11 protein-coding genes are annotated in these 14,593 nt (G+C 37.7%); 6 read left to right on the top strand and 5 right to left on the bottom strand.

All coding sequences use genetic code 11. The features are described from left to right. Positions 1-6 precede the first annotated feature (6 nt). Both AAC073_RS02135 and AAC073_RS02140 read right to left on the bottom strand, forming a co-directional pair. On the bottom strand, positions 7-1,185 hold the full coding sequence (locus tag AAC073_RS02135; RefSeq protein WP_339922181.1) for an ATP-binding protein: 1,179 nt from the start codon (positions 1,183-1,185) through the stop codon (positions 7-9). A gap of 36 nt (positions 1,186-1,221) precedes the next feature. Beyond that, the gene (locus AAC073_RS02140) at positions 1,222-2,583 is read right to left on the bottom strand and encodes a HAMP domain-containing sensor histidine kinase (RefSeq protein ID WP_339922182.1); all 1,362 of its coding nucleotides are present in this window, start codon (positions 2,581-2,583) and stop codon (positions 1,222-1,224) included. 558 nt (positions 2,584-3,141) lie between these two features. On the opposite strand from AAC073_RS02140, the gene sucD reads away from it, so the two are divergent. The 5 genes from sucD (at position 3,142) to AAC073_RS02165 (ending at position 11,297) form a co-directional block, all read left to right on the top strand. Next, a complete protein-coding gene (gene sucD / locus AAC073_RS02145) occupies positions 3,142-4,023 on the top strand; it encodes a succinate--CoA ligase subunit alpha (protein WP_339922183.1) in 882 nt (293 codons plus the stop codon). A 686-nt stretch (positions 4,024-4,709) separates the two neighbouring features. Then, the gene (locus AAC073_RS02150) at positions 4,710-6,668 is read left to right on the top strand and encodes a DUF1592 domain-containing protein (RefSeq protein WP_339922184.1); all 1,959 of its coding nucleotides are present in this window, start codon (positions 4,710-4,712) and stop codon (positions 6,666-6,668) included. Positions 6,669-6,817: 149 nt separating this feature from the next. Then, positions 6,818-8,203 (top strand): DUF1552 domain-containing protein, encoded by a 1,386-nt coding sequence (locus AAC073_RS02155; protein WP_339922185.1) that lies wholly within the window; start codon positions 6,818-6,820, stop codon positions 8,201-8,203. A gap of 65 nt (positions 8,204-8,268) precedes the next feature. After that, on the top strand, positions 8,269-9,768 hold the full coding sequence (locus AAC073_RS02160) for a c-type cytochrome domain-containing protein (RefSeq protein WP_339922186.1): 1,500 nt from the start codon (positions 8,269-8,271) through the stop codon (positions 9,766-9,768). Between the two features lie 53 nt (positions 9,769-9,821). After that, complete coding sequence (locus tag AAC073_RS02165) at positions 9,822-11,297, top strand: PhoPQ-activated pathogenicity-related family protein (protein ID WP_339922187.1); 1,476 nt, start codon at positions 9,822-9,824, stop codon at positions 11,295-11,297. A 180-nt stretch (positions 11,298-11,477) separates the two neighbouring features. Here AAC073_RS02165 and AAC073_RS02170 read toward each other — a convergent pair whose 3' ends face one another. Beyond that, on the bottom strand, positions 11,478-11,600 hold the full coding sequence (locus tag AAC073_RS02170; RefSeq protein ID WP_339922188.1) for a hypothetical protein: 123 nt from the start codon (positions 11,598-11,600) through the stop codon (positions 11,478-11,480). A gap of 243 nt (positions 11,601-11,843) precedes the next feature. On the opposite strand from AAC073_RS02170, the gene AAC073_RS02175 reads away from it, so the two are divergent. Continuing rightward, positions 11,844-12,347, top strand: a complete 504-nt coding sequence (locus AAC073_RS02175) for a histidine phosphatase family protein (RefSeq protein WP_339922189.1) — start codon at positions 11,844-11,846, stop codon at positions 12,345-12,347. On the opposite strand, the gene AAC073_RS02180 is transcribed toward AAC073_RS02175, so the two are convergent. Both AAC073_RS02180 and AAC073_RS02185 read right to left on the bottom strand, forming a co-directional pair. Further along, a complete protein-coding gene (locus AAC073_RS02180) occupies positions 12,334-13,065 on the bottom strand; it encodes an SDR family NAD(P)-dependent oxidoreductase (RefSeq protein ID WP_339922190.1) in 732 nt (243 codons plus the stop codon). The two genes, AAC073_RS02175 and AAC073_RS02180, sit on opposite strands and share 14 nt — an antisense overlap. A gap of 166 nt (positions 13,066-13,231) precedes the next feature. After that, on the bottom strand, positions 13,232-14,590 hold the full coding sequence (locus AAC073_RS02185; protein WP_339922191.1) for an MATE family efflux transporter: 1,359 nt from the start codon (positions 14,588-14,590) through the stop codon (positions 13,232-13,234). Positions 14,591-14,593 lie beyond the last annotated feature (3 nt).

Consider the following 14,593-nt stretch of genomic DNA (forward strand, 5'->3'; position numbering starts at 1 on the left):
TCACAGTTATTTTTTTGCTGGAATCTCCAAACTAAATTCTGTTCCTTTATTGACCTTGCTTTTAAAGTTTATTTTCCCACCGACGACCTCTATGCACTTTTTGACAATGGATAAACCTAAACCAGAACCTTCCCTCAACCCCACATTCTTGGCCCTAAAAAACCGGTCAAAAAGCTGAGATTGCTCAGCCAAATTAATGCCTATACCTTCATCTTTAATATGTAAAAATAGCGTGTCATTTTCATGTCTAACTTTGAAGTAAACCGAACCTCCATCTTTGGAATATTTTACGGCATTGGACAATAAATTTTCTAGAATTTGGTATAACAAATCCATATCGGAGGTGATCATTTTAGGAAGTTTTTCAAATTCCACATTGATCTTAACATCATTGTCTATTCCTGCCTTTACCATATCCACCACCTCATTAAGAAATGCAGAGGTATAAATCCTTACGGGTTTATAATTCATTTTATCTGCATCGGCTTTGCCGAAAAACAGGACACTGGTCAATAAACTATTTAGGTTTCGTACAGAGTTTTCAATTTTATTGGCATGCTTGACCAATTTGGCTTTAAAAGGATGCTCTTTTTCAGCATACAATTTTAGTAACTGTGCAGAGCTTAATATGGAAGTCAAAGGGGTCTTAAAACCATGAGATACATTTTGTACAATTCTCGATTTTAATTCGCTAAGCTCTCTTTCCTTTTCAAGTGCTTTTTGAAGCTCTTTATTGGCTTCATTGAGGTCTGCGGTTCTTTTTTTGACCTTCTCCTCAAGCTCATTGTTTAAACTTTGTAGTTCTTTTTCTTTTTTATCTTTAAAAATGGCCAATTCAATAACCATATTTAATTCTCTTATATTAAATGGTTTAATGACATAGGCACTTGGGTTGGTAACGGCTACCTTTTGCAGGGTTTCGCTATCGGAACTTGCAGTTAGGTAAACTACAGGAATATTATATTTTTCATTAATAATTTCAGTGGTCTTAATACCATCCAACTTCCCAGAAAGATTAATATCCATCATGACGATGTCTGCATGGTTATTTTCTAGAATTTCCAAAGCCATCTCGCCAGAATCAGCCATCCCAATAATTTGGTGGTGATTCTTTTCAAGAGCTTTTTTTAATAAAAGTGCCGAAACGGTATCGTCTTCGGTTATTAGTATTTTAAGAGAAAACATACTTATAAAATTAAATAATAACGTGCCTAAAATAGTCTAAATACAAAGTGGTAATGAAATTCTTACTAAAGTACCATTTCCCTTTTCACTTTCCACTTGTATTTGCCCATTTAATTTTTCAATTAAATGCTTGGTAATAGCTAAACCTAAGCCTGAACCTTCAAATTTACGGTTAAAACCTTTACTCTCTTGTTCAAATGGAAAAAACAATTTATCCAAGTAATCCTTACTAATACCTATACCTTGATCATGAACTTTTATGACCAAATGGTTATCAATTTTCTCTACGACAACCTGAATCAACCCAGTTTCGGAATATTTAACTGAATTCCCTACTATATTATTAACGATAATCTGAAGGTATTTCCGCTCAATAGCTGTTTCAAACGGTTTTGTTAAAAATTTTGAAGTGACTAAGATACCTTTTTTTATTCCTATGGATTTATGATTTATCAATATTTTTGAAATAAAATCATTGACATTGGTATTTTCTAAAACAATATTTACCTCATCTGATTCTAAAGAGGACAGGTCTAGGAAATTAGTAATGGTATGAAGTAGTCGCTCACCACTTTCTTTTATAATATCCAGGTGCTCTAAAAGTTCTTTGTCCTCAGATCTTGTTTGGATAATGTATTCAGTACTGCCAAGTATTCCATTTAATGGCGTTCGAATTTCATGGCTCATATTAGAGATAATATTGCTTTTCATATGACTCACTTCTTCCGCTTTTTCTTTGGCAATTTTCAACCCCTTTTCATAAGCTTTTTTCTTTGAAATATCCCGAAAAACATTTAGAAACATAGCTTTGCCTTCAAAACTTTCCTTCATCTTAGAGATTGAAACTTCAATCTCTTTATTACCGGAGCTAAGCGGCATCACAATTTCTCTTACGACCTTAATGTCATCATTATGTTTTAATTTCTCAGAGATCTCAGTTTTTACAGTTTCATAGGTGTCAGTATTTCGAAATAAATACTGCAAACCATTTTCTTGAAGCAATTCTTCAGTAACATTTCCCATTGAGCAAAGGGATGGATTAGCTGCCAATACTTTCCCCCCTAAAACCGAAAGCAACAAGCCATCTTGGGAATTGTTCCAAACAAACTTAAATCGATCTTCCCTTTGAGCTATTTCTATGTTTTTCTTTTGAAGCGTATTTCTTAGAATTCCTCTATCCCTTGTTTGACGAACGAAAACACAAATACCACAAATAATAGCGAGTAGAAAGATGACCGCTATCAGCAAAAACCAAAATTGATTGTACAGTGGAATTTCAACCACGAGTGGATCAGAACCTGATTCAGGATAAACAGCCAATGCAGCCATTATGACTAATTGCTTTTTGTCTGAAGGTGGCTTTTTCGAATAAGCCTTTTTATTTCTGGAACTTTCCATAATTTCCCATCCCTAGAAAGGAACGATTTACTTAAATTTTATAAAAAGCTTGCAGGTCACCAAAAACCATAACTTTAAAAGTTTAACCTACAATTATTTAGGTTTCGATCCATTTCATTCAAGTTAGTTACCTGCTCTCGGAATTTTTGATTATTGCTATCAAACCAGAGGACAGCGTAAGTTGGTTAAACTTTCACCTGACGAAAAACTATAATGCTGTTTTGAAAAGCTAAAAGGGTCCTTACTCCACTTTTTAGATTTCTAATTCATAAATCTACCCAAATAAATTCCAATCTAGCATTAAATAGAGGTAATATTTAGTTGTTTAAACTACTATGGCCCCTTAATTCAGTGATACTTTCACAATTTGGTCTCGTTTTGAAAAAAGCCAATAAACGTAAAAACAGTCTAGAAAAACTTTTTCCCCAAGAGAGGTTATCTCCCATAAAAATATAAAAAGTTATCCATAGTATAAATTATATTGATATTGTTTGCCATTTCTTTTTGTGATCACTCTTTATCTTCTATTTTTGTAGCAAATTAATTAAAAGTAGACTTATGAGCGTATTGGTAAATAAAAATTCCAAAGTAATTGTACAAGGGTTCACAGGAACTGAAGGTTCTTTTCACGCCCAGCAAATGATAGAATATGGTACCAATGTTGTAGGAGGCGTTACTCCTGGAAAAGGTGGTAGTACTCATTTAGGTAGGCCAGTATTTAATACAGTTGAAGATGCAGTTAAATCTAAGGGAGCAGATACTACTATCATCTTTGTTCCCCCAGCTTTTGCTGCAGATGCAATTATGGAAGCTGCGGATGCGGGTATCAAAGTGATCATTGCGATTACTGAAGGAATTCCTGTAAAGGATATGATGAAAGCCAAGCCGTATGTTAAGAAAAAAGGAGCAATTTTGGTAGGCCCTAACTGCCCAGGAGTAATAACTCCAGGTGAAGCTAAAGTTGGCATTATGCCTGGCTTTGTATTCAAACAAGGAAGAGTAGGTATCGTTTCAAAATCAGGCACCCTTACTTATGAAGCTGCTGACCAAATCACAAAAGCTGGATTAGGTGTTTCAACTGCTATCGGTATTGGTGGGGATCCTATAATCGGAACATCTACAAAAGATGCAGTTCAGTTATTAATGGAAGATCCTGAAACCGATGCTATAGTGATGATCGGTGAGATTGGTGGTAATTACGAAGCAGAAGCTGCCCAGTGGATTAAAGAAAATGGAAACAAAAAGCCTGTGGTAGGTTTTATCGCAGGACAGACAGCACCTCCAGGCAGAAGAATGGGGCATGCTGGAGCTATTATTGGTGGCAAGGATGATACAGCCATAGCAAAAATGCGTATCATGAAAGAAAATGGTATTTTTGTAGCTGAGTCTCCAGCCGAAATTGGAGAAGTAATGGCTAAAGCATTAGGTGTTGATGCCTGATATAGTATTTCAAACACTTCAAGTTTGAAGCAGTATTTTTATAAGGAGATCGATTGATCTCCTTATTTTTTTGCATATTTTTCCTTAGAACATAGGATTCCCACGACTAAGCTTTTAAAAAAGCTAGTGGAGAAATTAAACTCGCATGAGGTAATAGAATTCGTAAAGTCTGTTCCGTTTTTACGAAAATGTGGTAATCGCAAAAAATCAATTTCCTTAGAGATCCTAGCACAACATCGCTATGGTAAATTGAAAATAGCAACGAAGTGGCTGATTTTGTTTCCCGTAGCGGATAAGATATTAATAAGTTGCTATAACCTATCCCTATTACCCTGCTTTACCCATCAATTATTTGCTGTTATCAATGCCCCTTTGCAGTCTGAGGGGTTTCTCCATACCGGTGCAATTCCTCAGTCTTTAAATGAAATGGTTTTCTTGTCATTATAAAAAGTCAACAAAATGTATAGTATAGGTGAAATACTGGCCTGATGCAGGCCAATTAATAAAAATAGTAACAAACCAAGGGTCTTCAACGAATCCAACCTATAATTGACTGGGTATTAACCTTTTTGGGTTTCCTTATCAAGCAATAACCTTCCATCAAAATAACATTGGAATTAATCAATTAATTACGTTAAATTTAAGCCATGACCTTAAACTGAACCCAAATAAAATCTATGCCATTGATGAAATCTTATATTTTACTGGCGATAGCTACCTTAATTATTTTTAGAGTTAGCGCTCAGGAAACCTTAGATTACACTACCGAAATCATCCCGGTATTGGACAAACATTGCTATTCATGTCACAATACAGGAAATCCTAAAGGCGGAGTGAACCTTAAAAGATATGAAGAAGAAGGCCGCATTGTTAAAGATGGGCAATTTTGGCTAAAGGTAGTGGATCAAATACGATCGAAAGAAATGCCACCATCGAATAAGCCTGGATTAAATGAAACAGATTATCACGTCCTCCTGGACGGAATCAATGGAATTTTATTAAAATCGCTCGAGAAAAGAACACCTGGCAAAGTTATCATTCGGAGGCTTAGTCACACAGAGTATCATTACACCGTATTAGATTTGACCGGTGTCAACTTCGATGCTGTGAATAGGTTTCCTGCAGATGGATCCGGGGGTGGTGGATTTGACAACCAAGGAGGCTCCTTGTTTTTCACCCCTCTTAAAATGGAACGGTATTACGATGCCTCTGAAGAAATCGTTTCCAGAATTTTTGAAGATCCAGAGAAATGGAATGAACTAGTCCCCGAAGACTATCGTCAGAATCTTTGGGAAAGGTTTATAAATTGGCTAATGCCTTTATTCTCCGATAACTTTAAGCCACTTAACCCACCAGAGAAAGCTGCAGAAGAAGTGCTATTTCCTTTTGCCAGTAAAGCCTATAGAAGGCTTTTAAAGACCGAAGAAAAAGAGAAATTTATAGCCCTTTTTTCCACAGTCTATTACTCTCGTCCCGAAGATCCAGATCCACAAAAATTTAATCGATCAATTGCTGAAGTTTTTAAGGCTGTACTAATTTCCCCTTCCTTTCTTTACAAAATGGAAGAAGAACCATTGGGCCCTGACCCAATCGCCTTAGGAGATTTTGAATTGGCTACCAGGCTTTCTTTTTTCTTATGGTCTAGCATGCCTGATGATGAACTGTTTAACCTTGCTATGGAAGGCAAGCTTCAAGCTCCCGGAGAAATCGAAAATCAGGTAAAAAGAATGCTGAATGATCCCAAGTCTGAGAGGTTTTCAGAATCATTTGTGAGCCAGTGGTTGGGAATCAATAAATTAAAGGATGCAAATGCACCCTTGGCAGATCTGGTTCGATTTCCTGAGTTTACGCCTTCTATAAGAGAGGCCATGTTCAAAGAAACAACGTCTTTCTTCCATTATGTAATGACTGAAAGCAAAAACTTCCTTGATCTAATCAATAGTGATTATTCCTTTCTTAATGAAGAACTTGCTACCTACTATGGAATCGATGGTGTAAAAGGAAGCGACTTCAAAAAAGTGATGTTAGCCAATAATTCCAGAGGAGGATTTTTGGGATTAGGCAGTGTACAAGCTGTTACCTCATTGCCTACCCGAACAAGCCCAGTACTAAGGGGGAAATGGGTTTTAGAGGAGATACTAGGCACCTCACCACCGCCACCGCCACCAGATGTTGCTGAATTACCAGAAGATGAATCATTGCATGAAGATTTAGGCTTGAAAGCACTTTTGGAAAAGCATAGAGAGGACCCAGCTTGTCAATCCTGTCACGAAAAAATGGACCCTCTTGGATTAGGCTTGGAAAATTTTGGCGCTGATGGTAAATGGAGAGACAGCTATGGCAACACTCCTATAGACCCTACAGGGGTACTAACTTCAGGAGAAACCTTTGCAGGACCTGCAGAATTGAAAAACTTACTCATGAAAGAGAAAGACAAATTTGCGCGTAACCTATCCAAAAAATCATTGTCTTTTGCCATAGGTAGAGGCACGACTTTTACTGATGAAACCGCAATTAGGGAATTATCAGCCAGCTTAATAGAAAATGAATTCAATCCAGATAAATTTATTACTGCTTTGGTTCAGAGCTATCCTTTTCGAATGAAGATCAAAGATTTTCAGAAAAAGGTAAATGAGATTGATTAATCAATAGATAGTAACTAACTTGAACCATAGTTTCATTTGGTTTTCGTTTAAATAAAAAATTAAACCCTAGCCATTTACTGGTTTTAGGGCATGATCAGCGGGGTGAAAACAAATTTGAAGTATAAGCTTGCTTTATAACATTAATATTTATGAATAAAAAGTGGCAAATATCAAGAAGGAAATTATTGAAAGGTATGGGGGCTGCTATTGCACTACCTTTTATGGAAGCAATGGCTTCTCCACTAAATATTAATAAAATTGGCAATGATGGGTTTCCGGTAAGATCCACCTTTATGTTTATGCCTAATGGTGTACATCCGGGAAGATGGACACCGGAGGGCATTGGAAGAAACTATACCCTTTCCCCTACCTTGGCTCCTTTGGCCCATTTAAAAGACGATATTTTGGTATTGGGCCAGTTGATGAACCAGCATTCTATTTTTCAAGGAGCGGACGGGCATTACGCCAAAACTGCCAACCTTCTGACTTGTCTTCCTATCCAAAAAACGGCTGGAGACAATATTAACAGCGGTGGCATTTCTATTGATCAACTCCTTGCCAACCACTATAAAAACGAAACATTGTTTCCTTCTTTAGAATACGGATTAGATCGAATTCAGACTGGGGTGGATATCAATGTAGGTTTTACCCGACTGTATGCCAGCAGTATTTCTTGGAAGAATGCCATGACCCCACTATCCAAAGAAATAGATCCCAGAATGGCTTTCGACAGGTTGTTTAGAACCTTCATTCCCGGAAATAACAAAATAGAGAATCCATACAAAAGCAGCATTTTGGATGCTGTATTGACCGACGCAAAATCACTCAAAAATAATCTAGGCAGATCTGACCAGGACAAACTTGAAGAATATTTAGAATCTATCCGGTCCATTGAAAAAAGAATTAACAATCAGGATAGTTTAAAGGATTTTGCAAGCAGTATCACTCCAGATATCAAACGTGAGTTGATAAGTGTAAATCAAATTATTGAAGAATATGCTGAAGTGCACAGTGGTGTAAACGTGACGGAAAAAACCCGGTTAATGTTTGACATCATTGCACTAGCCATGTGGAGCGATGCCAGTAGGGTAGCTACTTTCATGTTTGGCAACTCAGTAAGCAATAGAAACTTTTCCTTCTTAGACGGGGTAAATGGGGCGCACCACTCTCTTTCTCACCACATGAATCATCCAGGAAATATGGAACAGTATGACCGTATTACTAAATGGCACCTCGAGCAATACGCTTATTTTTTAGACAAGTTGAAATCTATTAAAGAAGGAAATGGCACTTTATTGGATAATTCTTTGGTTATGTTTGCTTCTGGCTTACGCGATGGAAACAGACATTCACCTAGAGATCTACCTATTATTGTAGGAGGTCACGGAGGGCATAAAATTAAATCCGGTCAAAACCTGATTTACGAGGAAAATACCCCTCTGGCAAACCTTTATACGACCTGGATGCAATCTGTAGGCCTAGAACAAACACAATTTGCAGATAGCACTGGAACCCTAAATGGCATTTTAGCCTAATTTTTCATCCAAGCAACAGCATTAGCACAATAACAGGTCCTTAGTACCTGATATACAGGAATCATATGGACAATAACGACTTGCCACCAAACGATAATAAGTGGAACCTTTACTTTAGTAAAAAAATATTCTTGCCCGCTATACTTATCCTTCTTTACTTTACCATTTTTTTTGTACCCTTTAGTCTTGATCAGGAAAGTCATCTGTTCGTTTTTTTTGGCAGATTTCATCCACTGGTGCTGCATTTTCCAATAGTATTGATCCTAATCACCACGGGTTTTATTTTGATGGGCTTTTTTAATCCCAACTTCAATAAACCAATTATTATTCGTTCACTGCTGTGGACATCAGTTTTCTTCTCATTTATCACCATCGCTGCTGGATTCCTATTATTCATTGCTGAAGCATATTCGGGAGATTTGGTAAACAATCACCTTGATGGTGCTTTAATCACAGGGATTTCCATATCTTCTTGCCTTATTATTTACGAATTAAATTTGCATCGAAAATTAAAAGAAGGGTTTGTTTTTTATGTATTTCTTGGACTAGCAAACCTCTCTTTGGCCTATACTAGTCATCTTGGCGGCTCCCTTACGCATGGGGAAGATTTTCTTACCGCACCTTTAGAAGCTTTGTTGCCGGCAAAAAAGATCGACAAATCTCCGGAGGAAATGTTGGTTTACGCCGACATGGTAGCAACAATTTTGGATACAAAATGTGTTTCCTGCCATAATGAAAATAAAACCAAAGGTGACCTGCTCCTCAACAGCTATATGGCTTTAATGGAAGCTGGGAAAAGTGAAAAACATGCAGTAGTACCTGAGGACACGAGCAAAAGTGAACTGATAGTAAGGGTGTTACTTCCCGACGACCATGACGATCGAATGCCTCCTGAAGGCAAGCCAGGATTGACAGCGAATGAAATTACCTTACTTTCTTACTGGATAAGCAATGGTGCCTCTAATACCTTAAAGTACGGAGACATAGAAAATCAGGAGATCTTAGCAGAAATTGAAGGATTAATGCCCGAAATTCAACATGCTCAGTATAAAATTCTTGAAGAAAGGGAGGCGTTTAATACTGCATTGCAAGAATTACAGGAAATCGGAAAACAAGTAGGGGTAGAAATTGCTGCAGATGAATTGACCAATGACAAATACTTTGGTATGAAAATGAAGTTTCCTCCTGCCCCTGTAGGCAATGAAGAGCTTAAAGCATTTTCGGATTATTTCCCTTACTTTTCACGCCTTTCTTTAGCTTCTTCGGGCATAGATGATGATGCACTATTCCTATTGGCAAAAATGCCCCAGCTTCGAAGGCTGGTTTTACAAAAAACCAATATAAATGGAGAAGGTCTTCCCTATTTAAAAGAGCTTGTTCATCTTGAAGAACTTAACTTATCTTTCACCCCATTAGATGACGGCAACTTGCTTCATCTCCTCGATTTTAAAAACCTTCAAAAGGTCTATCTTTTTGGCACTCCAGTGAAGGCAGAGGTTATAGCTGCCCTACAGAAGCATAAACCAGACATGGAAATTATTTTAGAAGAAGGTCCATTTTATTAATGGTCTTTTTTCCTACTTTTAGGTAATACATCTATAAACTACTCCTATAATAAATGTTCAATACAATCAAGATACACAAAGCGTTACAATTGGCACTCTTAATTGGCATTAGCCTCTTTTGTTTACCCAATTGCCAGCCTAAAGTCAATTCTGAAACTGAAGTTCAGGCGGAAGAAACCAAGGTAAGGGGTTTTGACCTCTTAAAGGCCTACGTAGAAAAGGACCAGGACGTATACAATTACGAACTGGCTTTTGAATCTAAAGGAGATGGATACTCCTATTATGTGCTTAAGGTCATTTCGCAAAATTGGTTGACAGAGAAAGAAGTAACCGAAACCACTTGGTGGCATTGGGTTTCCTTTGTGGTTCCAGATGAACTTAAACACAATACCTCTTTGCTGGTTATTTCCGGTGGAAGCAAGAACACCACTGTTCCGGAAAAACCAGACGACATGATACTTCAGGCAGCACTTGCCACAGGATCTACAGCCATAAAAGTTCATAATATACCTTTTCAGCCAGTTCAGTTTGTAGGAGACACGCTTGGTTTAAGAACCGAAGATGGGTTAATAGCCTATGGTTGGAGGGAATTTATGGAGAATGGTGCTAAAGATGAAGATGCGATTTGGTTGGCTAGATTTCCTATGACGAAAGCTGTTGTTTCAGCAATGGATGCTGTAGTGGACTATTCTAAAACCAACTTAGACTTATCTCTAGAAAAATATGTAGTTGCAGGTGCATCCAAACGAGGTTGGACTACCTGGACCACCGCAGCAGTAGATGACAGAGTAATCGGAATGATTCCTATAGTAATTGACATGCTTAATTTGACCCCTTCATTTAAGCACCATTGGCAGACTTACGGATTTTGGTCACCAGCAGTAAATGATTATTCGCACGAAGGAATATTTGATTGGATGGACAGTAAGGAATTTAATCGCTTGGTGGAAATCGTCGAACCTTACCAGTTTCTAGAAGAATACAAAAACATCCCTAAACTATTAATCAATGGGTCTGGAGATCAATTTTTTTTACCAGACAGTTGGAGGTATTACTGGAATGATCTACCTGGAGAAAGCCATTTGGCTTATATCCCTAATGCAGGTCATGGTTTGAGGGATTCCGATGCTGCTCAGATCCTACTAGGATTTTATTCCTATATTATTAACAACGTAAAACGGCCTTCCTACAGTTGGGAAGTAAAAGATGATGCGATCCAAATTAAAACAGACATCAATAACCCACCAGTAGCTGTAAAACTATGGTCTGCGACCAATGAAACTACCAGGGATTTCAGAATAGATGTTTTAGGTCCGCAATGGAAAGCCACAAACATTCCTTTTGAAGCAGATGGCGAATACACTATTCCTATAAAGGCTCCCTCCAAAGGCTGGTCTGGCCATTATGTTGAACTTACCTATGCTGGTGAAGCACCTTTGAAATTTACCACAGGGATAAAAGTTCTTCCAGACACCTATGCACATGAGCAATATGTACCAAAAGATAGAAGAGGGACACCGATAAAATAATATTTCTATTCCAAAGCAAATGCTATGTAGTAATCGCCTGACGGAGTGCTCAATTTACCTCCTCCAGTAGCGATTACTACCAATTTTTTTCTCTCCACAGTAAAAATTACCGACCTAGCATAACTTCAAGCAAAAAGTTTGCTCTTTCTTAGCCCTTATACTGTAACTTAATTGAAAGCCCTAGTAGGCCATTCTAGCAATACCTACAAGTACCACTGCTCTTGCTGACACCAAAGAACTTTCGTAAGACAGTGTACCCATTTGAGAAATCTCTTTCTCTGAAGGCACCATAAGCGCGTCCAATGCCTATAATCCATTCTTTAGATTATTGCTCTAAGAGCCCCCCGAGGTGGCATTACAGTCGGGTGTTCTTCCTTATGAATTAACTTTTTATCAATTCCCTAGATTTAACATCAAATGCCAATGAAATGGAGAAACCCATTGAATAGCAAAATCTTTTGTGCAATTTCAACTTAGGCTATTAATCATCGTTATATAACAATCAAGGTATCTATGTCATAGGTCAAACACAATAACCAACACCTCATGAAAAAATTAGTAATTTGTAGACATGCAAAATCCTCTTGGGATGACCCGAGGTTAAGTGATCATGAAAGGCCATTGTCAGATAGAGGTTTGAGAGATGCACCGATGATGGCGGCAAGAATGCAAACCAATCATGTTTTCCCTGAAAAAATATTGACTTCAGATGCTAAAAGGGCAAAAATGACTGCTGAATTTTATCTTACAGCTTTTGAAAAAATGGACATTATAATCGATGTTTCAAATGCCCTCTACATGGCTTCTGTCCCCCAACTTCTAAAAGAAATAAAGAAAACAAGCAACAAAATTGACAGCTTATTTATTTTTGGCCACAATCCTGGTATGACAGAATTGATCAATTATCTCGGGCAGCCTTTGGAGAACCTTCCGACAGCTGCAATTATGGGATTTAAATTTGAGGTCAATGGTTGGGAAAATATAAGTCCTGACAATGCCTTATTTTGGATGTTTGATTTCCCCAAAAATCCATCAACTAAAAATTTCTAACATCCTGTAATACACCATCAAAGTTTGAAGAATTATCAATTAAGTACAAGACTTTATCCGCTACTTCTTCTGGGGTACTTAGGTCTCCATTCTCCTTAAAGGATTTAAATTTTGAAAGTCCGCTAAAATCGCTTTTAGAAGCTGATCTAATTGATTCTTGCATAGGTGTATCGATGATGCCCGGTGATAAAGCATATAGTTTAAACCCTTGACGCTTAAGCTCGGATTCATGCTGTGCAATTAAAGTCATCTGATTTAAAGCAGCTTTGGATGAACTATAACCTGACCAACCATCGACTACCTTTCCCGCTGCTCCTGAACTTACATTAATGATAATTTTAGTGCCTTTAATGTCTTTGTATTTATTCATAAAGGCATTCATCAAGATTGCCGGGGCAATTACATTCACCGAATGAATAGTCTTAATAGCCTTTGGAGAAATATTTCCATTATGAGCGATTTCCCCTATCCAGCCAGCGTTATTAATCAATACTACTTTTTCATAATTCCCAGATGGAAAAATCTCGTCCAATTTATCGATCAGGCTATTGGTGTCTGAAAGGTCAATTTGCAAGGGAATAAAATTAAGTTCCGGCTGTATTGGAGTTCTAGCAATACCAATAACGCTTGAATTGGATAATTTCAACAACCGATTTTTCAGTGCTTCTCCAAGCCCTTTACTCGCACCTGTTAGTATATAGAGAGACTGTCCTTCCATTATATAAAAGTTTAATGGTTTTAATTTGTTGAAAATGCTTTTTTCATAAAAGCCAAGTTCAACTTTAATTTGCTAGAATTATTCAAAAGCTATACCAATTCAAAGAATTTTCTTACTTATTAAATAAATAGGCATTAAAATAATTTCCACGGTACAATTTCCGGAATTATCTAACTGAGGCCTCAACATGATGCTTTAGCTTTAAACTTAAGGAATGAAAGCGGTAAATAAGCATAATAGCGGTAAGGGTAAGGCCAATTAACAGGCCGATCCAAATACCCAATTCGTTCCAATGAAGTTTGAACGCCAGGTAATAACCTAAGGGAAGCCCAATTACCCAATAAGCAATAAGTGTGACCACTGTAGGGATTTTAACGTCAGACAACCCTCTCAATGAACCCAAGGCAACTACCTGTAGGCCATCGGAGATTTGAAAAATGCCGGCAATAATCAAGAGGCTGGCCGCCATTTCTACTACCTGACGATCATCTATATAAAGCAAAGGCAGGTAATTTTTCAACAAAAGAAAGGTGATTGCAAACACGGACATAAATACGCTCACCATCCCAAAGATAGAAAAGCCAACTTCACGGAGCTTCGAAATGTCCCTTTTACCTAATTGATTCCCTATCCGCACCATTGCTGCCGCTGATAGACCTGAGGCCATCATATAGCTTATAGAAGCAAGGTTAATAGCGATTTGATGCGCTGCCAAGGCATTGACACCTATCCAACCCATCATTATAGCGGCAGTACTAAAAGCTCCTACCTCAAAAATAAATTGCAATCCGGTAGGAATGCCTATTGCAAGCATTTTTTTAATTATTGGAAGCCTTAACTGCTTCAAATGTATGCCTCTAATATACTTTTTATACCTTTTAGACTTTGTCACGTACAGGTACAAAGCCCAAGCCATCAGGATTCTAGAAATCAAAGTAGCCCAACCTGCACCGTTTAGTCCTAAGGCCGGAAAACCCCAGTGTCCATAAATCAACAACCAGTTTAGCCCTATATTCAAAAGGTTAAAAATTACCGTAATAAACATGGCTTGCTTGGTTTGGGAAAGCCCTTCGATAAACTGCTTATACGTTTGGAAAAACATGAAAGGCAGCAAAGAAAAGGTGATAATCAACAAATAAGGAATGGCAAGCACTACCACTTCCTTGGGTTGATTGATCAATTTCAAACCGGGGGAAAGGGCTAAAATCAATAGAAACAGAAAAATAGAAGCCACTGTATTGATCACAAAACCATGATTCAAGAATCTTCCTATTTTACCCGTTTTACCTTCCCCATCAGCCGCTGCGACCATAGGAGTTACTGCCATGGAAATACCTATTCCAAACATTAATATTACAAAAAAAATACTGTTGGCTAGAGAGGCTGCAGCTAGTGGCACAGCTCCTAGTCTGCCTACCATAATATTGTCAGCCACTCCCACCATTACTTGCCCCAGTTGACTTAACATTACTGGGTAAGCTAGGGTAAATGTCTTGTCAAAATTATTTCGTAAACCTGTAAACATAAA

The organism is uncultured Cyclobacterium sp., assembly GCF_963977555.1.
Classification (GTDB): domain Bacteria; phylum Bacteroidota; class Bacteroidia; order Cytophagales; family Cyclobacteriaceae; genus Cyclobacterium.